Here is a 21,141-nt window from a genome sequence, read left to right as displayed (position 1 = left end):
CAAATTTAAATAAATGTCTAGAAAAAAAGTTTAGTATCTCCTGCTACTGAAGTTGTTCTGGATTTGAATTTGAGTGACCATTGTTTACCTCGGTAAAAATATTCGGTTTTTCAGCTTCTTGTTTTGGAAAAGTGTAACCATAGGCTTGCATTAACTTCTTAAAATCACGGACTGTTAAGGGTTTAGCTTCCTTTGAAAATTCGTAACCTAGCTGCCCATTCGTTTCTATAGTACCCGTTTTTAGATCTGCAAAATTTGAGATCCCCGCTTGCCTTAATCGTTTTTCAAGTTGATCGACTGTTAATCTAAGCCGCTTTAGATTTTTTTCATTCAGTTGCCCATTTTCTATTACGACTATTGATTTTCCAGTTAACATATTCTCTAAAAAGTTAAACTTTAACTGAAAGTATTCGAGCATGATGAGAACACTCACAAATATAGAAGCTGCAATAATTGTACGAATTACACTGGTTTCGATTATAGGCTGTACGATGATCGTTCCGATAGATATCATAACAACGGTTGTTGCGAGCGTCATCTGCGAAATAGATTTTCTGCCTGATATGCGCAGTAACAAAATACCTATAAAGATTAACAAAAAAGATTGCCAGATAAAATCCATTAATTTCACCTTCCAAAATACAATTTCAATTTGTTTCCACAATTAACTTAACCTATAGCGCAAAACTAATTAAGGTAAAATTAACTAACAAATACACTCTAATAACGGTAATTTATACGTTATTTTGTGCCCCGAGCAAAAAGTTTATGTAAGAAAACTTAGTTATTTGTATAGAAATGAAGTGTATTGAGTGATAAATTTATTCACATTCTTTTTTTGCGATAGCGTAAAAATATTAGACTCATAAGTTTGAATAGAAGGTATCCATTAGGCTCTATAAAAGCCTCATGGGTGTAAGTCTTTCAGAAAATGTTCGGCATATTTTCAATAAAAAAGTTTCGTTTAATTTTAAAGAGTGAGGGATCGAGATGTTTAATCATTTTAATTTTGATTCAATTTACCGTGAATGTGAAGACTGCAACTCGTTAGTCGTAATGATGTGTGGGGTGGCAGGCTCTGGTAAGACGACATTCTCAAAACAACTTGAAAAGGAGGGGTTTGTTCGACTTTCAATCGATGAAGAAATATGGGCATCGAATGGTAGATATGGGATTGACTTCCCTATGGAAAAGATTGAGGAATATAAGAAGACCGCAGAAACAAAATTGCAAAATGCATTGTTAGAGCTAATTCATAAAAATAAGCACGTAGTCATCGACTTTAGTTTTTGGGACCGTTCAAGGAGAGATCTTTATAAACAGTTAATCGATAAAGCCGGAGGAAAGTGGAAGTTGATTTACTTGGACGTACACCCCGATGTTTTACTTGAACGGCTAAAAGAAAGAAATAAACGTTTTGATGCGAATTCTTTCCCTATTACAGAAGAAACATTAACTTCCTACCTGAGAGGTTTTGAAACGCCACAAGGTGAAGGAGAAATTATTATTAATAATGGTAGAAGTTGCTCTTAGTTAACTGTTTCTTATCTGATCATTTTATATGTTATGTTCATAACATTTTTATTAAATGGAAGATGTGTTTTTCTATTCATTAAAATTACTTTAAAACTGGTTGTTTTGGGTTATTTTTTGGCTATCGTTAACTCTCCTGATGATAACCAAATAGATTGTCTGTTTTAAAAGACCTTGATAGGACAGACTGTCGGTGCTCTGGCACACAACTTGCATGTATAAATTTGAATTTTCAAATAAAAGTGCAAGGAAGTCTTGTGCGAATTAAGTTCTTATAAGGTTATCAAAAAATATTGAAGGAGAGATGATTTTGAACAAAAAATGGATGGCTGCAACACTTTCTTTTGCTCTCGGTCTATCATTATCCACGACTTCCGTGAGCTTTGCAAATGACCCGAGGGACATAAAAGGAAATCTTATGATCGCTGGTGGTGCTTTAGGTAGCAGCAATAAAGCAGTTTTTAACGAATTTATTCAATTAGCTGGCGGTAAAGAAAAGGCGAAAATCGGAATCGTCCCTGCAGCGAGCAGTTCTCTAAAGTCCTCCCAAAGTTTTAAAAAAGACTTGGTTGCTTATGGAGTAAGTGCAGAGCAGATTGAGATTGTTCCCCTTGCAAATCGTGACTTTAGCGGGACACCAGAGGATGAATCAAAATGGAGAAAGAACGCGAACAGTGAGCAAATCGCAAAAGAAATTGAAGGGTTGAGCGCGATTTGGTTTGTTGGAGGAGATCAGCTACGCATCACAGATACTTTAGTTAAACCAAATGGAGATCAGACAAAAGCGCTTGAAGCCATTTGGAAAATGTACCATGAAGGAGGCGTCATTGGCGGTACGAGTGCAGGAGCAGCCATCATGAGCGATGTGATGATTGCTGGTGGAGACAGCTTAGGTGGTCTAAATAATGAATTTGTAAAGAAAGACAAGAGAGGAACAGATGGAGAGATTGAACCAGTTTATTTAGAAAGAGGTCTTGGCTTTTTTAAATACGGAATCGTAGATCAGCATTTTGATGAGCGTGCTCGCCTTGGCCGACTTGTTATGACTGCTCTAAAAGAAAAAGCAAGTGGTCAATACGCTTATGGAGTAGATGAGGATACGGCGCTTGTTGTGAACAACAAAGAAAAAAGGGTAAAGGTTGTAGGAAGAAGCGGTGTATCTGTAGTAGATGTGAGCAAGGCTAAAGTCACCGGTTCAAAAAGAGCACAATTTCAAGATGTTTACTTAAGTCACCTTGTTTCAGGAGATCAGCTGAATGTGGCAACAAAAGAATTTATGATAAGCGACCATAAAGATGTAACGAATGGATATGAGTATTACGAATTCAAGCCATTGGATGCAACAGGTGTTTTTACGTCTTATGGAAGATTGAAAGAATATCTCTCTTTTTCATTAGTTGATAACGCGACAACAAACGAAGTAAAAGGTTATTTATATGATTCAGCGGGAAATGGCTTTCAGCTTACGTTCAGAAAGACAGAGAACACAAAAGGCTATTGGGGCTATAAAGACGGACAAAAAGACGACTACTCGTTTACAAACGTTGCATTTGATGTAGAGCCTAAAAAGGTTAGTTTTTCAGAAAATAAGGATGCTTTCTCAGCATACAAACCTTCAGAGTTTACAGCACCCGTTATTGACCGTACAAAGCCTGTCAAAGGAAAGCTTTTGATTGCTGGTGGATCTTTAGGAAGTACAAACGCTGATGTTTTCAAGAAATTTATTGACCTCTCCAAACAAAAAGAAAATTCCAAAGTGGGAATTATTCCTGCAGCCAGCTCAAGCTTAAAGTCTTCCGAATTGTTTAAGAAAGACCTCGTTTCCTATGGTATGAAAGCAGATAATATAGAAATTCTGCCGCTGTCTGTAACGAATTACAAAGGAACATCTGAAGATGAGTCCCAATGGGCAGATCTTAATAAAAATAATGAAGAACTTGCTAGAAAAGTAGAAAAATTAGATGCCATATGGTTTGTTGGTGGAGATCAAACTCAAATTACAGCATCACTGTTAAACAAAGACGGTACAAACTCCATAGTGCTTGATGCCATCTGGGATACGTATCGCAATGGAGCAGTACTTGGCGGCACAAGTGCAGGAGCTGCCATTATGAGTGATGTTATGATTGCTGGCGGTGGAAGCTATGATACGCTTGCATCCGGTTTTACACAAACGTATGATGGAATGCTTCAGCAAGAAGGCGGTCCAGGCTATTTAGAAAGAGGGCTTGGTTTCTTCGAATTTGGCATTGTCGATCAGCATTTTGATAACAAAGCACGTCTTGGCCGATTGATCGCGGTTTCTAATGAAAAAGGCGATCACAATAAACTATCATATGGAATAGACGAGGATACAGCCTTAGTCGTATACAATGAACAGAAGAAGGCGGAAGTTGTAGGCAGAGGTGGCGTAACCCTAGTAGATCTGTCCAAACAAGCAAAGAGCGGGCTTGGACAAAGTCAGTATAAGAATATTAAGCTATCATGGATTAATCAAGGGGATGCACTTGATCTTGCAACAAAAGAGATTTCCATCAACGAGAAAAAAGCCAGCACAACAGGTTATGAATATTCCGATCACAAAGTACCCCCTCATTCTGGTGTCTTAAGTGCTCACGGCGTTTTAAACAGATTCATCTCATACAATCTCATAGATAATGCTGGTACTGCGAATGTGAAAAGTTACAGTTTCAATAATGGTAAAGGTTTTGAGCTGAACTTTAGAAAAACGGCTGAAACAGAAGGTTATTGGGGATATACGGATGGTCAGAAAGATGATTATTCTTTTGTGAATGTATCTCTTGATATAACGCCTGTATTTGTAAAGAAAGATTAATTGATCATAATTACCTTGTAAAACCGACCAGAAAAAAATTTGGTCGGTTTGATCGTGTTCAGGAACTGTTGAACAGCTTCTAAGTCAGGCAAGGACTATAATCTTAGTCCGAACCCTGCGAAATAGATCGATTCGTCAATATAAAGGCAATATTCGTCATTATAAAGTCTAAGTTTGTCAAAATAATCATGAAATTAGTGAAATTAATATTGGAATTTTTCAAATTACCAGGTGGGGACTACGTTTATCTTAAGTAGATCTCCGATATAAGTGGGTTTTAACTCATCTGTCATTTTTTTGTATGAATCATAAGATGAATCTAAATTTAAGTGTGCAAAAAGTTTACCACTACAGCCTTAAACAAAGACATTTTCCGTCTTTTTTGGGGATTCTAAAGTACCACTTTCACAAGATTTCTGCTATAGTAAACTAGGATAAGATTGTAATGTAAGAGGAGGAAGAACCGTGGAAAGCAAAATTGAAGTTCTTTCGACGCTAAAGGTGGACAAGTCCAGCGACTTGTACAAAGTAGTATCTGAACTGAACAAAACATTAAAACATCAAGATTTAATGTTTGGTCTCGCGTTAGATGATGAAAATAAAAATAAGATGATTTTTACGATCTATCGCACATAGGAAGGCTGAAATATGGGAAAAAAGTGGATACTTGTTATTATTGGAATCCTGTTCTTAGCAAGCTGGCAAGCTTACTATCTTTATAGTGGTGTTCAAGCCAAGCCTGCAAAAAAGGAAGCCGAAGCTGTTGAAATCGCCAAAAGAGAAAAAAATCTTGTCTCAATTACTAATGTGGATCACTTTTTTAAGAATGAAACTTATTATGTAGTAGAAGGCAAGAACAAAAACGGTACAGACATGATCGTTTGGGTCGGTGAAGATGAAGAAGTGACTTCTGAGATCGCTAAGAAGGGATTATCAGAGAAACAAATTCTTGATTTTGTCAGAACGAACTATGATGCAAAGGAGATCGTCGACAGCCGTTTAGGCATGGAAGATGGTATTCCATTGTGGGAAGTTGTTTATTATGATGATCAAGATCGCTACACCTATTATTATGGATATTTTGAAACGGGTAAACGTTACGAAATCTATCGTCTTAAAGAAGCTGAAGAATAATAAAAAGTGGAGGGATTTAGTAGTATGAAGCTTGCAAAACGTGTGGAGGCATTGACTCCTTCAACAACTCTGGCAATTACAGCAAAGGCAAATCAATTAAAGGCAGAAGGGCACGATGTAATCGCACTAGGGGCAGGTGAACCTGACTTTAATACACCGATACATATTATAGAAGCTGCATATGAGTCTATGAAAGAAGGGCACACAAAATATACGGCTTCTGGTGGACTTCTTTCGCTTAAAACAGCGATCGTAAACAAACTGAAGCAAGATCAGGGCCTAACATATGAAACTTCTGAAATCATTGTTAGTACTGGTGCAAAACATTCATTGTACTCTTTGTTCCAAGCGATTCTGGATGAAGGTGACGAGGTAATCATTCCGATTCCATATTGGGTGAGCTACCCAGAACAAGTGAAATTAGCTGACGGGACACCTGTTTATTTAGAAGGTAAAGAAGAGAACCAGTTTAAGATTACGGCAGAAGATTTGAAAAAAGTAATCACAGAACGAACAAAAGCATTAGTATTGAATTCTCCAAGCAACCCGACAGGATCTCTTTATTCAGCAGAAGAATTAAGCGCGATCGGTGAAGTGTGTCTAGAGAACGATATCTTGATCGTGTCTGATGAAATCTACGAAAAGCTTGTATATGGCGGAGTGAAGCATACTTCGATCGCAGAGCTTTCACCTGAACTGAAAAAGCAGACGATCATCATCAATGGTCTGTCCAAATCGCATGCGATGACAGGGTGGAGAATTGGTTTTGCTGCAGGTGATGCTAAAATTATTAAAGCGATGACAAACTTAGACAGCCATAGCACATCAAACCCAACGACAACTTCTCAACACGGTGCTCTTGCAGCATATAATGGCACGCAAGAACCTGTTGAAGAAATGCGACAAGCGTTTGAAGAGCGTATGAACAAAGTGTACGATAGATTGGTTACCATCCCTGGTATCACATGTGTTAAACCGAACGGTGCGTTCTATTTGTTCCCAAATGCAACAGAAGCGGTCAAAATGACAGGTTTCTCTTCAGTGGATGAGTGGGTAGAAGCTCTTTTAGAAGAAGAAAAAGTGGCTCTCGTTCCTGGATCAGGATTTGGAGCGCCTGACAATGTGAGACTTTCCTATGCAACAAGTCTTGATACGATCATGGAGGCGTTAGACCGAATCGAGCGTTTTATCAACTCAAGCGCAAGTAATGATTGATTTTTAGAAATTTCTCATTCATAATTTTTTGGTAGATATTGATATTTAGTACAGTGGAGGTACATGTAGTGAAAACGACGATAAACAAGCTTAGTGAACATGTGGGCAAAACCGTAACGATCGGAGCATGGCTCTCAAATAAGCGTTCTTCTGGAAAGATTGCTTTTTTACAGCTTCGCGATGGATCTGGATTTGTTCAAGGTGTTGTCGTAAAGAGTGAAGTTGGTGAAGAGATCTTCGCAAAAGCAAAAGGACTTACTCAAGAATCAAGTCTTTACGTAACAGGAACCGTTAAAGAGGATGAGCGATCAGCTCTTGGTGTTGAACTTGAAGTAACAGATGTTGAAGTGCTTCATCAAGCGGTTGACTATCCGATCACACCGAAAGAACACGGAACTGAATTTCTGATGGACCACCGTCATCTGTGGATCCGTTCTAAGCGTCAGCACGCAATCTTAAAGATCCGTAACGAGATCATCCACGCGGTGAACGAGTTCTTCTACAACAATGATTTCGTAAAAGTAGATCCGCCGATTCTTACCGGAAGCTCTGCTGAAGGAACAACATCACTGTTCCACACAAAATACTTTGAAGAAGATGCTTATCTTTCACAAAGTGGACAACTCTACATGGAAGCAGCAGCAATGGCGCTTGGAAAAGTCTATTCGTTCGGTCCTACATTCCGTGCAGAGAAATCAAAAACTCGCCGGCACTTGATCGAGTTCTGGATGATCGAGCCTGAGATGGCTTTTGTTGAACACGAAGAATCTCTTGAAATTCAAGAACAGTTTATTTCACATATTGTTCAATCTGTCATTAAACGTTGTGAGAACGAACTGAAGACACTAGGGCGCGATATCTCAAAACTAGAGAACGTAAAAGCTCCTTTCCCTCGAGTTTCTTATGATGACGCAATCAAGATGTTAAAAGAAAAAGGCTTTGATGATATCGAGTGGGGAGACGACTTCGGTGCACCTCACGAAACAGCGATCGCTGAAAGCTTCGACAAGCCGGTATTCATCACGAACTATCCGAAAGACATTAAAGCATTCTATATGAAGCCAGATCCGAACCGTGAAGATGTTGTATTGTGTGCAGATTTGATCGCTCCTGAAGGATACGGAGAAATCATCGGTGGAAGTCAGCGTATTGATGACCTTGCACTAATGGAACAGCGTTATGAGGAGCATGGTTTAACAGACGATGCCTACAAATGGTATCTTGAACTCAGAAAATACGGAAGTGTTCCTCATTCAGGATTCGGTCTTGGATTAGAGCGTACAGTAGCTTGGATCTCAGGAGCGGAACACGTTCGTGAAACCATTCCATTCCCTCGTCTATTGAACCGTTTATATCCTTAAGTTAAATTAGAAATCTCCCTGTTCATGGGAGATTTTTTATTGTTCTTAGAAGTGTTTTAAGCGTGTATAAAACCCCATTAGGCCGATTTGAAGAAAAATTAATTCATTTTCGCAGTCAATTAAGTCTTAAATAAAAAAATTAAGTCTAATTGCTGCCTAATTAAGTCTTTATAACAAAATAAAGGCGATTCTACAAATTTCGACATAAACACCATCATCTGCTTCTTCCCTTTAAACCTCGTTTTTTCTCAACATTCACCAGTTTAGTGAAAAGAAAAAAGCGAGTTTTATATGCTATAATGGAAATAGAGGTGTTTTAAAATGAACGGTACACTATTTGAACGATGGATGGCTGAAGGGTCTGTCAGTATCCCTAATATGTTAGTAAAAACGTACAAAAAGATCGGATTAACTGATAACGAATGCATGTTGTTTATCCAGCTTCATGTTTTTGTAGAATCAGGAAACTATTTTCCGACTCCAGTCGAACTTTCTGAAAGAATGTCAGCATCCAGTAACGACGTATCATCCATGCTGCGTTCGTTAATCGGAAGAGGCGTTCTTGGGATGGATCAATACGAAGATAAAGAAAAAGGCGTCTATTTTGAAGCTTATACACTTCAGCCTCTTTGGAACAGACTTCTTCAATGTTTAAAAGAAGAAGAACAGATCCAAAAAGAGGTTCAAAAGGAAAACCAGGAACAGAATGTTTTTGTATTATTTGAAAAAGAATTCGGACGTCCATTATCTCCTATGGAGCTTGAAACCTTAAAGATTTGGATGGATGAAGATCAACAATCTCCCCAGTTGATTCTATCTGCACTGAAAGAGTCAGTTCTTTCTGGAAAATTAAACTTCAGATACATAGACCGTATATTATTTGAGTGGAAGAAAAACGGTATCACAAGTCCAGAAGCTGCCAAAATGTACGGTGAAAAGTTCAGAGTCAGACAGTTGCAGCGAACAGGTCAACAAGAGCAGACGCGAAAAGATTCTGGGCTAAAAAGACCCGCTTACAATTGGCTGGAATCATAAAACAGGAAGAGGCCATAGCAATTTGGCCTTTCTTTTTATAATTGGAGGGAAGAGCTACGTGTTAAACAAAGCACAGATTCAATTTTGTTTAGAACAGATCGAGGACATGTTTCCAGATGCTCATTGTGAGCTGAATCACTCGAATCCGTTTGAGTTAACAATCGCCGTGCTTCTGTCTGCTCAATGTACAGATGCACTTGTAAATAAAGTGACGCCGAAACTATTTGATAAATATAAAACGCCACAGGATTATCTGAATGTCTCCTTAGAAGAACTGCAAGATGATATTCGGTCGATCGGACTTTATCGAAATAAAGCAAAAAACATTCAAAAACTGAGTGAACTTGTTTTAACAGAATACCGAGGCGAGATCCCAAAAGATCGTGATGAACTGACAAAACTGCCAGGTGTAGGAAGAAAAACCGCAAACGTTGTTGTGTCTGTGGCTTACGGGGTTCCTGCTATTGCTGTTGATACTCATGTTGAACGGGTATCAAAAAGGCTCGGAATCTGCAAATGGAAAGATTCTGTACTTCAAGTAGAAGAAACACTTATGAAGAAGATTCCAAAAACGCTTTGGGGAGCTACACATCACCGTTTAATCTTTTTTGGTAGATATCATTGCAAAGCTCAAAACCCGAACTGTCCAGAATGTCCGCTACTTTCAATCTGCCGTGAAGGCAAAAAAAGAATGAACCAAAAAGAAAAGAAAAAATTGACTCGGAATTGACGTAACGTCATTTTCGAGTCTTTTTTACTTATGAGATGGAAATAGTTGGCCAAGCTACTTGGAATACCCTCTTTTAAAGAGTTAGAATAGGTTTAGATAAGAGATTATCTGTGGATAAACTCTTTTTTGTACGCAGATAAATGTGGGGGCGTTAAGATGAATCAGAAAGAAATGGCAGATAAGATATTTTTAGAATGGAAAGAGAATTCAGAGGGGATAGCGCAGAACTTTAAAAATCGAGACAAAAAACGTGCGAAAGAACCGATGGTGTATTTCTTGAACCGTTTTTTACAGGCGCTTTTTGTCTGTAATGGAAGGGATGCAACGGAGCAAGAATGGATAGAGTGGAAAGATGTTATCAAGGAGTTGAAGCATCTTCCGGTAAATGCGGCAGAACGACTAAGGTTTATTGAAGAGCACCCCGATCACTATCAATCGTTTATTCAGCTTAGTGAGTTATTTTCTGAATGGGAAAAGAAAAGTGTCATACTTTTAAGACGTAGTACATAAGGACAAGGCTTTAGGACATATGATGATGACATGAGACGTTTTTAGGAGGGGTATCATGCAGATTCATGTGGTGAAAAGAGGGGATTCTCTTTGGAAACTGTCACAATATTATAAACTCCCATGGCAAGAACTAGCCGCTGTAAATAGACTTACAGAGAAAGATGTACTTTCGGTGGGTCAGACACTTTTTATACCAACCCCATTTTCATATACCGTACAGCCTGGAGATTCGCTAGAAGAGATCGGCAAAAGAATCGGGGTATCGGTCGCACAGCTTCAGCAGGCGAATCCTGGGATATCAGATGCGACCTTAAAGGCAGGAACGCAATTAAATGTTCCACAGCGCAGTAAAAGGACAATCACGACGAATGCCTTTGCAGAACCTGTGCCAAAAGCTCAGGCGAATTTTGATGCAGCTGCTAAAGGATTAAGTTATGTGACAATCTTCAGCTACGAAGTAAACGAAAAAGGTGAATTTAAACCCCTTAACGATCAGGCCTTTATAAAGGATGCAAAAAATCGTAACGTCAAGCCAATCATGGCAATTACAAACATTAAAGACGGAGAGTTCAGTGAAGAAGTTGGTACAGCGATTCTGACGAATAAAGAGATCACGAACAAAGTGATCAATGAATCAATTAGGATTATGAAACAAAAGGGCTATGAAGGAATCTCTGTTGATTTTGAGTTTCTCGGAAAGCAGAACAAAGAAGCTTATAATCAGTTTTTAAGAACATTGACAGAGAGGATGCACCAGGAAAACTATATCGTGATGACAGCGGTAGCACCAAAGATTTCTGCCACTCAGCAAGGAGAATGGTATGAATCACATGATTATAAAGCACACGGTGAGATCGTAGATTACGTGATTCTCATGACTTACGAATGGGGATATAGCGGCGGTCCGCCGATGGCTGTTAGTCCACTTCCTTCTGTGAAAAAAGTGCTAGATTATGCGGTTAGTGAGATCGATCCAAGAAAAATTTTGATGGGAATCAATTTATACGGGTATGACTGGAAACTTCCCTTTAAACCAGGCGGGGAGTTTGCAAAAGCTCTAAATCCTGTTCAAGCGACACAGCTTGCCGGAAAACGGAAAGCGGCAATCAAGTACAGCAGAAAAGATGAAGCACCGTTTTTTCGGTATTGGGACAAAGATAAAAAAGAGCATGTTGTTTGGTTTGAGGATTTGAGGAGTATGAAAGCAAAGTTTGATGTTGTAGATCAGTACAACTTTGCAGGGGTAAGTTTTTGGAATCTTTCATTCGGCTATCCTGTTTTTTGGAATTATTTAATCGACCGTTATAATATCAAGTGAGCTCTCTGTTCCAAAGACAAACAAAAAAACCGTCAGCTTAATAGGCTGACGGTTTTTTACATGTTTTATTGGTTGAATTGAGGGAGTAGTCCTCCTGTGTTTCCACCTTGTTCCCTGCCTCCATCTTGCCCTGGAGGAGGAGTGCCAGGTTCACCTTGACCAGGCGGCTGTGTGCCAGGCTCTTGTCCAGGAGGAGTACCTGGTTCACCCTCACTAGGAGGAGGAGTGCCAGGCTCACCTTGACCAGGCGGCTGTGTGCCAGGTTCTTGCCCTGGAGGAGTACCTGGTTCACCCTCGCCAGGAGGTGGACCTTCTCCTTCAGGTGCTTCTATCGTAATAGATGTTTCCGCAGGTTCACTTTGCGTGTTAGTTTCGCTGTCGACTGCTATGACTTGGAACGAATATTTACCTGGGGCAGGGGATGGAACAACAAATTTCGTATCGTTAATCGTTGCACGTTCCTGCATCGGTCCGTCGTTATAGCTCGCTAGAACTTTAAAGGTTACACCTTTTTTCTTTTCGTAGTTCCATTTAACTTCGATCTCATTTTTCTTTTCGTTGTACTTCGCTTCTAAACCTTCAATCGTTGATGGCTTTTCAAACTTATCACTCACACCAGGAAGGTTTGTTCCTTTAACGAATAGCTCAATGATTTTTTCAGAACTAGGCGTGAACTCACCAGCTCGTTTGCCTGTTCCTTTTTCCATCGCTACTTCAATGACAGATTTAGGCTTCTTGAAATCGGTGTTCTTATGGTCAAGCTGACTCATAATGTCACGGAAAATCTGTTTTGAGTAATCAGCTTCATTGTCGTTCAGATATAGGCCTTCTTTCATATCTGCGTAACCAGTCCATACCGCTGCAGTATAGGTTGGTGTATAGCCGGCCATCCAAGCATCTTTTGTTGCACCTTCAGGAAAGCCATATTTATCACGATCTTCTTTTGAATAGTTTGTCGTACCTGTTTTACCAGCTAAGTTCAATCCGCTTACGTTAGCTTCTCGTCCTGTACCGCGATCCATTACATCTTTAAGCATATCTGTAATCATATAAGCAGTGTAATCTTTCATGGCGGCTTTCGGTTCAGAATCTACTTCAATTACACGACCATCCGGGAATTCAACTTTACGGATCGTTGTTGGTTTTGAGTAGGTTCCTCCATTACCAAATGATGTATATGCACCAGCAAGTGTAAGAGGGGAGATACCTTTTTCAAAACCACCAATAGCATAAGACGGATACGTAGTGTCAGGATCCAAATCAAATCCTAACTTGTTAGCAAAATCTGTTGCTTCTTCCGGTCCAACTTCTTGGAAAGCACGAACCGCTGTCGTATTCTTTGATTCAACGAGCGCTTGACGCATTGAGATATCCCCAACGTTACGATCGTTAAAATTGTTGATCGTGATATCTTTTAGTTCAACTGGTTCATCTTTTAAGATATAACCCGTGTTCCACTTTTTATTTTCGATTGCAGGACCATAGTCTAAAATTGGCTTAATCGTAGATCCTGGCTGGCGTTTAATCTTAGAAGAGAAATAGTTACTTAACTCACCGCCACGACCACTTCCTACAGCACGAATTGCGCCTGTCTTCGTATCTACTAAAGCAACTCCTGATTGCAGGATTTTATTCTCATTTTCTAATTTAGCTTTTAATACGTCTTCGGTAGTTTGCTGTGCTTTCGGATCTAAATTTGTATAAATTTTGAGTCCGGAAGAGTAGATGTCCGCTTCTTCGAGCCCTTCAATATCTTTTAGATCGTCTATAACCTGTTTGATATATGCATCATAAGGACGCGATTCTGTATTAACGCTACCTTTATCAATCATATCTTTTACAGGAATGCTCTTAGCTTTTTCTGCTTCTTCTTTTGTGATGAACTTATGCTGTGCCATTAAATTCAACACAACATTACGTCGATGTTCTGCTTCTTTTGGATTAACAAGTGGATTATAGTAGCTCGGTGCTTTTGGCAGACCAGCTAAAAGGGCAGCTTCTTGTATTTCTAGTTCATCTACATCCTTGTTGAAATAAACTTTTGATGCTGTCGCAATTCCAAATGCCCGATTACCAAAAAAGATCTTGTTTAGATACATCTCTAGAATCTGATCTTTAGAATACTTTTGTTCTAACTGAACAGATAAATATGCTTCACGTATTTTCCGTGTAAGTGATTTTTCATTTGTTAATACCGTATTTTTAATAACCTGTTGAGAGATTGTACTCGCACCTTCTGCTCCAAAACCTTCCGTTACGTTAGCAAAAGCTGCGCCTGCGATACGTCGTACGTCAATTCCACTATGCTCTCGAAATCGCACGTCTTCTGTTGCGATAAAGGCATTTTGCACGTGCACTGGAATCTCGTTGATTTTAACACGAATTCTCTTTTCATCACCAGCAACGAGTGTTGCTTCTTCGTCGTTCATATCCATAATCTTCGAGGATACGGGAGTCTCAAGTTTTTTCGGATCTAATTTTGGTGAAGTCGCTGCAATCACACCGACAGTTAATAGTCCTAGAATTCCTAGAATAACAGCAAGCAGCAAAAGAGTCTTCTTCCAGCTGCGTCCGCGTCTAGGTTTTTTTGTTTTATTAGCCGGTTTGGAGCCATCGCTAGATTGTCTGCGTTCCATACGGCTTCGGTAATCTTTTGACATAGTTTTACCAACCTTTCAACTTCATAAAAAAATGAACATGTTCAATTATTCGACGGCTTTTGACAATTTATGAACAATGAAGGTGATGATTAAAAGTAGACTGAATCTACTACATGTAAGTAATTAAGCCGAGGCTGATACCCTATAGTAATAGAATGTCCTTTTTCCTCAATTTCACCCTTTGGAATAGATTTTCTTCCTAAACTTTGTTCTTTCCAAAATGAAATCAGGTGAGAGCTGTCGAATAAAAAGCTCTCATCTGTTGATGAGAAGCGGAGAATAACAAACGAGATGCCTCCATGATCTAAGATGTGCTGCATATGGATGAGCTGGTGCTCGTGAAAGTTCTTTAACGGAAAGCTCGTTTTATTCTTCGTTTCTTTTGCTTCAAAATCAATGTATCTTCCTTTATACACCCCATTATAATCGGTCGTAGAAGCGAGTTTGAAATACGCTTCACGAATGACGGCAGCAGACCGTTTTGGATATTCTACATTTACGATCTGAACCGGAGTAGGTTTCTTATGGATGATTGCTTGATTGGTTAAAAGATAGTACTCGTTGCTTTGATTGATATCATCCTCTAACGACATTCCTCTGTTGCTGTATGAAATTTGTTTTTTAATAGAAGATGAAGATTGTTTTTTCACGATAGAAGTCACTTTCTTACCGTTCGGATAATGGAAAGTACCCATGATTCATCCCCTTTACAACGAAAGATGGCTATGCGCATTAAGAAAAAGATACACATAGCCGTTAGATGTTTACTTTTTTAATAGTCGAGAAAGTTCATCTTCTTGAAAGCCCATAACGATCTCTTTGCTTTCCGTCGTTTCAATAACGGTCACAGGTGTAGCAGAAGCACCTAGGTCGATCACTTCTTGCATATGCGCTTTGTTTTTACGTATATCTCGTTCTTCAAAAGGAATGTCATTTGCTTTTAGCCACTCTTTTTCTGCAAAACATGGAGGGCACGTTTCTTGTGTGTATAGTATCACTTTTTTCTCCAATTGTTTATGCCTCCTTTTTCCAAATGCATCTTTCATAACCATTAGTTTACTCTTTTTTCTTATATGACACAAATATTTTATAGCATGAAAGTGAACGATAGAAAATAGGACGAAAGGCAGGGAGAATCAGTATGCAGAAGCATATAGAGGAGATTATACATAACATACGAAGCGAAACGAATTCACAAAATCGTGATAATATTTCACGTACCGTAAGCTATGCTTCTTTTTTTAAGCGCAACCCTGAAATCAGGTGGGCGATGCTTGCGAGTATGGTTTCAAGGAATGCAGGATATAGCATGTGTGACTTAAAAGGGGACTGGCTGCCAAGAATGCTGTCTAGTGATACGAGAAAGCACTTGTTCCTCACGTACGAACGGGCAAACTGGCTGATCTTTCAAGATGCATATCCTCAGCTTCTGCTGTACGAGTATTCGAAACTGCAAGGAATACCACTCTTTCATTTATTAAGTTATTTTGGCGTTTCAAGATTCATGGAGATCGAATGGAACCGATTTTGGAAAATGAGAGAGTTGAAGCGCATATGCACATCTTTGATCATCAACGAGCAGCATGTGATCGAAAAGCCTGTCATTAACGAGGGGTTTTATAAAAGAAGGGTATTTTCGAGTGTTCCGTTTCTGTTGCAAGATTATATGCATTTTAGCACTGTTCTTTTTCCTGTAGAGTCAGGAGAGATAATCGGAATCTCAGTGCATGGATTTAAAAAAACTACGAATCGAATCGAAACAGGGAAAAAATTATATACCATTCTTTTTGAATCGAAGTGGAGCAAAGCAATCTTGTCCTTCTCCAATAAAGTCACACATACCGGGTCAAGATATGATTTTGAGAAGTACATCTATCCGGACAAAAAAAGAGAAACGCCATTTTTACGCATGTCTTTTCCGGTCATTCAGCATCACGCAGCAAAGAGAAATGACTGGTACAAGAAAACCATGCCTACAGAAAAGTTCTATGGAGAAGTTAAACCGTTAGATAACATCTGTCTGACAGACTGGTATAAACAAAAACAACGACAATTAAAAATAGGAATTCTTTTAAAAGAATGGATTCAGCATGCATAAAAAAGACGGCTTAGAGTGAGCCGTCTTTTGACTATTTACGTGCTTGGGATATCTGGGCCATTCAGTTTTTTATCACCATAGCCTGTGTTTTCTTTTTGATCCTTCTTCTGAGTACCCGTTGTATCAGGGTTCGTATACTGATTTTGCTGCTGCTGTTGTTTGCTGTCTTGGTTCATGTTGGCACCTCCTTTTTGTTTCACGTGAACTTTTCTTAGTTTTGGAGTTGTTGCGACTGAATATACAAACAATCAACAAATTGAGTGTCGAATTTGAAGTGATTCCGTTATATTCCACTTTCTTTGGCGAATGAAAACTAGTTTTGTCAGGTGTGAAGGGGATGGAAGGAGAATGCTCGAAATGAGTAACCATAAGAAAACGGGGAGGGATTCATGATGGAAATGGTATTGATGAAAACCAAAACTGTCTCTGAGGAACTTGGGGTGAATCCGACAACAGTTCAACGCTGGGTTAGGCATTTTAACATTCAATGTGATAAGAATGAGCATGGACACTATCTATTCAAACAAGATGACATTGATCAGTTAAAAGAAATTAAATCGCAGCTAGACAACGGACTATTAATGAGTGACATTCAAATCCAAACCATCCAAACGACAGAGCAATCATTCGAACTGCCAACCCAATTTGAAGAGAAGTTCAATCGCTTGAATGCAGCAATTGAAGCTTTAGAGAAAAAAGTGGAAGAGAAAGCAGATGCCGTCGTGTCCTACCAAATGCTGCAGCATGCATCAGAACTTGAAGAATTGATCAAAAAGATGGAGAACATGGAAGCTCGTCTGCAAGATTTAGAAGTAGCACTTCTGAAGCAAAATTTTCCAGAAGAGCGACTATACGTGAAAGAAAAGCCAAAAAAGAACTGGTTCGTGAGTCTGTTTACTCTATAATTAGTCTATTTTAAAAGTTATAATATAGCATGTTCCTCCGCTTACTTCATTACAAGTTGATTGGTGCGTAAGAAGCTCAACGCCTGCCCGGCGGAAAGCGAGCATCTGGAGCGGAAATCAACCGCTTTCAATAACAAGAGAATATCCATAAACACACAAAAATAATCAAAAAGTGTAAGTCTCTTCATTCTTTGGTAGGATATAAAGAATGGAGGGATTTTTTTATGAGCCATTTATTAAAATTAACGAACGATCTTATTGCTGATATAGATGAAGCGTTTCATATTTATAGAACGGAAACAAAAATAAGGGAAGAAGAAGCGGACTTTTTTAAAGAAGTAAAACCTTTTGCTGATCGTGTTCATTTTCGCGTCAAAGAATGGGAGCCTCTTGCAAGGGATTGGGTCTTGTCGAATAAACCTAAATATTTATACCCGATGCAAATCAAAACAGCTGCCGAAAACATGGGATACCTCGGCGTGTATGTCTTTCAAAAGAAAATGAAAGACAAGCGTATCACGGAAATGGTAAAATCTGTTCTTTATGTGCTGAACCAGCTTAAAGTTCAAATGTCTGAGCAGCAATAATAAAAATTTCACGTACCGTAATTAAATACCGTTTTTAAAAATTAGGGAGAGAACAAGATGTATCATCCATCCGTTTATGATAATCTAAAGGTTGTGCTCGAAGGAGCTGTTTATGACCTTGATTTTTCAGGAGAAATTGAAATAGTAAACCGAAAAGATTTAATGGATCATGCAATCATGGAAAGAAACTATTCGATTGATTTCGTGGTCTCAACAATCGGGGAATCAATGAAAGGAAATATTTGCTTAACGTCAACACTTGAGGATTTGGCGATGGAGAAGTTAAATGACAACCCTGACGGAGCAGGCAGCAAGCTATCCGTAAGCATTGAAACACCGGTATACGAAATTGAAACAGACTGCAAGCAGCTTCAATCTATTTTAAAAAAATGGGGAAGCGGAGATTTAAAAAGTGACATTCAGCAAAAGCTTACTTATATATATGGAGAGCCAAGACATGTATTTCGCGATACAATCTTCATTCAATTACAAAAGCCAGCATCTGAAGAAGAACCTGAACGAATTTCACTTGTACTAGAACAATTAATCGCGTCTATGAACGAAATGAATGACTATTTTAAGGGGTATAAAAAATGACACAATCGCTACATATTTTTCCGGAATTTATCCAAAACGCTTGGGACAAGAGCGGCTTTTCAGCATTAACTGACATTCAAGAACGATCCATACCAGATCAATTAGAAAATAAGGACATGATTATTGAATCACCTACTGGTACTGGTAAGACACTTGCTTATGCGTTGCCAGCTCTTTCGAAATTAAACCCAGAAGTAAAAAATGCTCAAGTTCTCTTTTTGGCACCAACACGAGAATTAGCCATGCAGATCTATGAGGTTTGTCAAAAGTTCACAGAAAACAGCGGTCTTAGCGGTGCATCACTTATTGGTGGAGCAAACATGCAGCGCCAGTTAGATAAACTGAAAAAGAAGCCGCAATATATCGTTGGTACTCCTGGCCGTGTTAAAGAATTGATTCAAAACAAAAAATTAAAAGTACATGAAGTGAAAACGATCGTGATCGATGAAGCAGATCATATCATTGAAGCAGGTTTCAACGGAGATGTGGAACAAGTAATCGCTGCGACTTTAAAAGACCGCCAGCTTGTTTTTGTCTCAGCAACGATCAATAATAAGACAGAAGAATGGTCAAAAAAATTAGCGGTAGGTCCTGTAGTTGTTAAAGTGGAAAAAGAAGCAGTAAAGAGTGAAGTAACGCACACCTTCATGGTTTCTGATTACCGTGACAAAGTGGATAACCTGCGAAAGTTAATTAGACATACACCTGGTATTAAAGCAATGGTATTTATCAATAGTTCCATGAAGATGGATGAGTTTGCTAATAAGCTTGAGTATAAAAAAATAAAACTGGGTGTTTTAGCAGGAAATTCAACAAAACAAGATAGACAAAAAGTATTGAATGATTTTAAGATTGGAAAAATACCTGTTCTTTTAACGACAGATGTGGCGACACGTGGACTGGATATTCCAGACGTTACACATGTTGTTCATTTTGAAATGCCTGAAGATGTTAAACAATATGTGCATCGTTCGGGAAGAACTGGCCGCATGGGGAAAGAAGGAACGGTTGTCTCTCTTGTGACAAAGGCTGAATTAACATCCGTAAAAAAATGGACGGCTAAAATGAATGTTCCTCTTCAAAAGCAATTTCTTGACCATGGAGAAGTTATCATAAAAGAGGATACTGTAAAACCAAGAACGTCAGATAAACGTACAGCTGGACAAAAAAGCGGTAAGCCGGCACACCGAAAATCAGACACAAGTAAAAACAAAAGATAAAAATAACCAAAAGGATATTTCCAATCTTTATAGAATGTGAATCTATAAAGGGGAGAGATTACTTGGAAACGACAGAATTCTTATATCAAATTATACCGGTAAAAGCTCAATTTATGGAGAATCAAACGGATAACGAACAGAAGATAATGCTATCCCATTTTAAATACCTCCAAAACCTATTAGAAGAGGGGAAGTTGGTTTTAGCCGGCCCATGTTTAGATGCTTCATTTGGAATAGTCATCCTTCATAATACGATTAAAGAAGAAGCGCTAAAAATCATGGAGAATGACCCAGCCATCAAAGGTGAAATCATGACAGGGAACCTTTATCCATTCCGTGTTTCACTCATAAAGGATTAACAAGTACATTGTTAAACACTGTAACATCCATTGTTACAGTGTTTTTTGTTTACATAAGGGTTTAAAAGTCTGGCACAGGTAATAGTTTTTCTATAAAAAAACAAAATCGGATAGAAATCGTTTTGAGATAAGGATAATTAGGAGTACCTTGTGGCTATTCGGGGAATTCTATAGCTATTACTTATCATGCAGCAGGAAATATATAAGGGAGAGATGTAGATGGAATCTATTTGGCTAGAGTATGCTTGGGCATTGTTAATTTTAATCGGGTTAGAAGGTTTGTTATCAGCTGACAATGCGCTTGTACTAGCTGTTATTGCAAAACATTTACCTGAAGAACAGAAAAAAAGAGCAATTAATTATGGAATTATAATGGCTTTTGTCTTTCGATTTGGTGCGCTTTTTGCGATCTCATTTATTGCAAATGTTTGGCAGATTCAGGCGATAGGTGCAGCTTATCTTCTATACCTGGGGTTAAAGCATGTTATTAAAGCGAAATTTGGAAAAGAAAACGAGAACATTCAAGAAGAAGTGGAAGAGGAATCCGCAGGGAAAAGTTTTTGGCCGACAGTAGGAAAAATTGCTATTGCTGACCTTGCTTTTGCGATTGATTCGATTTTGGCAGCCGTTGCTCTTGCCTTGGGTCTTCCTGATTCACCACTTGATGACTTCGGGGGCATGGATGGTGGACAGTTTATTGTAGTGCTTTTAGGAGGTATCGCTGGTCTTGTTTTAATTAAATTTGCTGCCACCTGGTTTGTACAGCTGCTTGATAAACGTCCTGCATTAGAAACAACTGCGTATGCCATTGTAGCTTGGGTGGGTGTCAAGCTGGCTGTAATCACACTGGCACACAAAGATATCGGAATTTTAGACCATCATTTTCCACACAGTACCGTTTGGACGATTATTTTTTATGGGGTGCTGATTGCGATCGCATTAATAGGATGGTTTGCGCCAGCCAAGAAATCAGAAAAGAATAGTGGTTCCGTACAATAAAATTTTTAATCAGTAGTTGGAATAGTAAGCGATCAGAAGCTGTG

Annotated in this window: 22 protein-coding genes; 17 read left to right on the top strand and 5 right to left on the bottom strand. The window is 38.8% G+C overall.

Annotated elements, in window-relative coordinates:
* Window positions 1–43: 43 nt before the first annotated feature.
* Complete coding sequence (locus AWM68_RS11950; RefSeq protein WP_066241768.1) at window positions 44–622, bottom strand: DUF421 domain-containing protein; 579 nt, start codon at window positions 620–622, stop codon at window positions 44–46.
* A gap of 368 nt (window positions 623–990) precedes the next feature.
* Between AWM68_RS11950 and AWM68_RS11945 the strand changes: the two genes are divergently transcribed.
* The 10 genes from AWM68_RS11945 to AWM68_RS11905 all read left to right on the top strand — a co-directional run bounded on the left by AWM68_RS11945 (window position 991) and on the right by AWM68_RS11905 (window position 11,672).
* Window positions 991–1,533 (top strand): AAA family ATPase, encoded by a 543-nt coding sequence (locus AWM68_RS11945; protein ID WP_066241765.1) that lies wholly within the window; start codon window positions 991–993, stop codon window positions 1,531–1,533.
* Between the two features lie 310 nt (window positions 1,534–1,843).
* Entirely contained in the window at window positions 1,844–4,369 is a 2,526-nt protein-coding gene (locus tag AWM68_RS11940; RefSeq protein WP_066241762.1) for a cyanophycinase, read from the top strand.
* 465 nt (window positions 4,370–4,834) lie between these two features.
* A complete protein-coding gene (locus AWM68_RS21065; RefSeq protein ID WP_082820684.1) occupies window positions 4,835–5,005 on the top strand; it encodes a YpmA family protein in 171 nt (56 codons plus the stop codon).
* 12 nt (window positions 5,006–5,017) lie between these two features.
* The gene (locus AWM68_RS11935) at window positions 5,018–5,503 is read left to right on the top strand and encodes a DUF5590 domain-containing protein (RefSeq protein ID WP_066241759.1); all 486 of its coding nucleotides are present in this window, start codon (window positions 5,018–5,020) and stop codon (window positions 5,501–5,503) included.
* A 24-nt stretch (window positions 5,504–5,527) separates the two neighbouring features.
* Window positions 5,528–6,718, top strand: coding sequence for a pyridoxal phosphate-dependent aminotransferase (locus AWM68_RS11930; protein ID WP_066241756.1), 1,191 nt, complete (start codon window positions 5,528–5,530; stop codon window positions 6,716–6,718).
* Between the two features lie 68 nt (window positions 6,719–6,786).
* The gene (gene asnS / locus AWM68_RS11925) at window positions 6,787–8,079 is read left to right on the top strand and encodes an asparagine--tRNA ligase (RefSeq protein WP_066241752.1); all 1,293 of its coding nucleotides are present in this window, start codon (window positions 6,787–6,789) and stop codon (window positions 8,077–8,079) included.
* A 321-nt stretch (window positions 8,080–8,400) separates the two neighbouring features.
* A complete protein-coding gene (locus AWM68_RS11920) occupies window positions 8,401–9,114 on the top strand; it encodes a DnaD domain-containing protein (RefSeq protein ID WP_066241748.1) in 714 nt (237 codons plus the stop codon).
* A gap of 58 nt (window positions 9,115–9,172) precedes the next feature.
* Window positions 9,173–9,844, top strand: coding sequence for an endonuclease III (gene nth, locus AWM68_RS11915; RefSeq protein WP_066241745.1), 672 nt, complete (start codon window positions 9,173–9,175; stop codon window positions 9,842–9,844).
* 156 nt (window positions 9,845–10,000) lie between these two features.
* The gene (locus AWM68_RS11910; protein ID WP_066241742.1) at window positions 10,001–10,354 is read left to right on the top strand and encodes a YpoC family protein; all 354 of its coding nucleotides are present in this window, start codon (window positions 10,001–10,003) and stop codon (window positions 10,352–10,354) included.
* A gap of 55 nt (window positions 10,355–10,409) precedes the next feature.
* The gene (locus tag AWM68_RS11905) at window positions 10,410–11,672 is read left to right on the top strand and encodes a glycosyl hydrolase family 18 protein (protein ID WP_066241739.1); all 1,263 of its coding nucleotides are present in this window, start codon (window positions 10,410–10,412) and stop codon (window positions 11,670–11,672) included.
* A 65-nt stretch (window positions 11,673–11,737) separates the two neighbouring features.
* Here AWM68_RS11905 and AWM68_RS11900 read toward each other — a convergent pair whose 3' ends face one another.
* From AWM68_RS11900 to AWM68_RS11890, 3 genes are all read right to left on the bottom strand, one after another.
* Entirely contained in the window at window positions 11,738–14,332 is a 2,595-nt protein-coding gene (locus AWM68_RS11900) for a transglycosylase domain-containing protein (RefSeq protein WP_066241736.1), read from the bottom strand.
* A gap of 89 nt (window positions 14,333–14,421) precedes the next feature.
* A complete protein-coding gene (gene recU, locus AWM68_RS11895) occupies window positions 14,422–15,027 on the bottom strand; it encodes a Holliday junction resolvase RecU (RefSeq protein ID WP_066241733.1) in 606 nt (201 codons plus the stop codon).
* Window positions 15,028–15,096: 69 nt separating this feature from the next.
* The gene (locus AWM68_RS11890; protein ID WP_156488392.1) at window positions 15,097–15,342 is read right to left on the bottom strand and encodes a glutaredoxin family protein; all 246 of its coding nucleotides are present in this window, start codon (window positions 15,340–15,342) and stop codon (window positions 15,097–15,099) included.
* Window positions 15,343–15,473: 131 nt separating this feature from the next.
* Between AWM68_RS11890 and AWM68_RS11885 the strand changes: the two genes are divergently transcribed.
* On the top strand, window positions 15,474–16,430 hold the full coding sequence (locus tag AWM68_RS11885; protein ID WP_066241730.1) for a DUF2515 domain-containing protein: 957 nt from the start codon (window positions 15,474–15,476) through the stop codon (window positions 16,428–16,430).
* A 35-nt stretch (window positions 16,431–16,465) separates the two neighbouring features.
* Here AWM68_RS11885 and AWM68_RS21455 read toward each other — a convergent pair whose 3' ends face one another.
* Window positions 16,466–16,606, bottom strand: a complete 141-nt coding sequence (locus tag AWM68_RS21455) for a hypothetical protein (RefSeq protein WP_156488391.1) — start codon at window positions 16,604–16,606, stop codon at window positions 16,466–16,468.
* Between the two features lie 213 nt (window positions 16,607–16,819).
* Here AWM68_RS21455 and racA point away from each other — a divergent pair, with 213 nt between their 5' ends.
* The 6 genes from racA (at window position 16,820) to AWM68_RS11855 (ending at window position 21,097) form a co-directional block, all read left to right on the top strand.
* Window positions 16,820–17,335, top strand: a complete 516-nt coding sequence (gene racA, locus AWM68_RS11880) for a chromosome-anchoring protein RacA (protein ID WP_082820683.1) — start codon at window positions 16,820–16,822, stop codon at window positions 17,333–17,335.
* A 224-nt stretch (window positions 17,336–17,559) separates the two neighbouring features.
* Complete coding sequence (locus tag AWM68_RS11875) at window positions 17,560–17,922, top strand: YppE family protein (protein ID WP_066241723.1); 363 nt, start codon at window positions 17,560–17,562, stop codon at window positions 17,920–17,922.
* Between the two features lie 57 nt (window positions 17,923–17,979).
* Complete coding sequence (locus AWM68_RS11870; RefSeq protein WP_066241720.1) at window positions 17,980–18,519, top strand: hypothetical protein; 540 nt, start codon at window positions 17,980–17,982, stop codon at window positions 18,517–18,519.
* Window positions 18,516–19,739: a DEAD/DEAH box helicase gene (locus AWM68_RS11865; RefSeq protein ID WP_066241717.1), complete on the top strand. Its 1,224-nt coding sequence runs from the start codon at window positions 18,516–18,518 to the stop codon at window positions 19,737–19,739. The genes AWM68_RS11870 and AWM68_RS11865 overlap by 4 nt, the downstream gene beginning before the upstream one ends.
* A 62-nt stretch (window positions 19,740–19,801) precedes the next feature.
* A complete protein-coding gene (locus tag AWM68_RS11860) occupies window positions 19,802–20,098 on the top strand; it encodes a YciI family protein (RefSeq protein ID WP_066241714.1) in 297 nt (98 codons plus the stop codon).
* Window positions 20,099–20,317: 219 nt separating this feature from the next.
* A complete protein-coding gene (locus tag AWM68_RS11855; protein ID WP_066241710.1) occupies window positions 20,318–21,097 on the top strand; it encodes a TerC family protein in 780 nt (259 codons plus the stop codon).
* The last annotated feature ends 44 nt before the right edge of the window (window positions 21,098–21,141 follow it).

The organism is Fictibacillus phosphorivorans (assembly GCF_001619875.1).
GTDB classification, from domain to species: Bacteria; Bacillota; Bacilli; order Bacillales; family Fictibacillaceae; genus Fictibacillus; species Fictibacillus phosphorivorans_B.
Note: the sequence above shows the minus strand (reverse complement) of the source record. Positions and strands in the feature narration are given on the sequence as shown.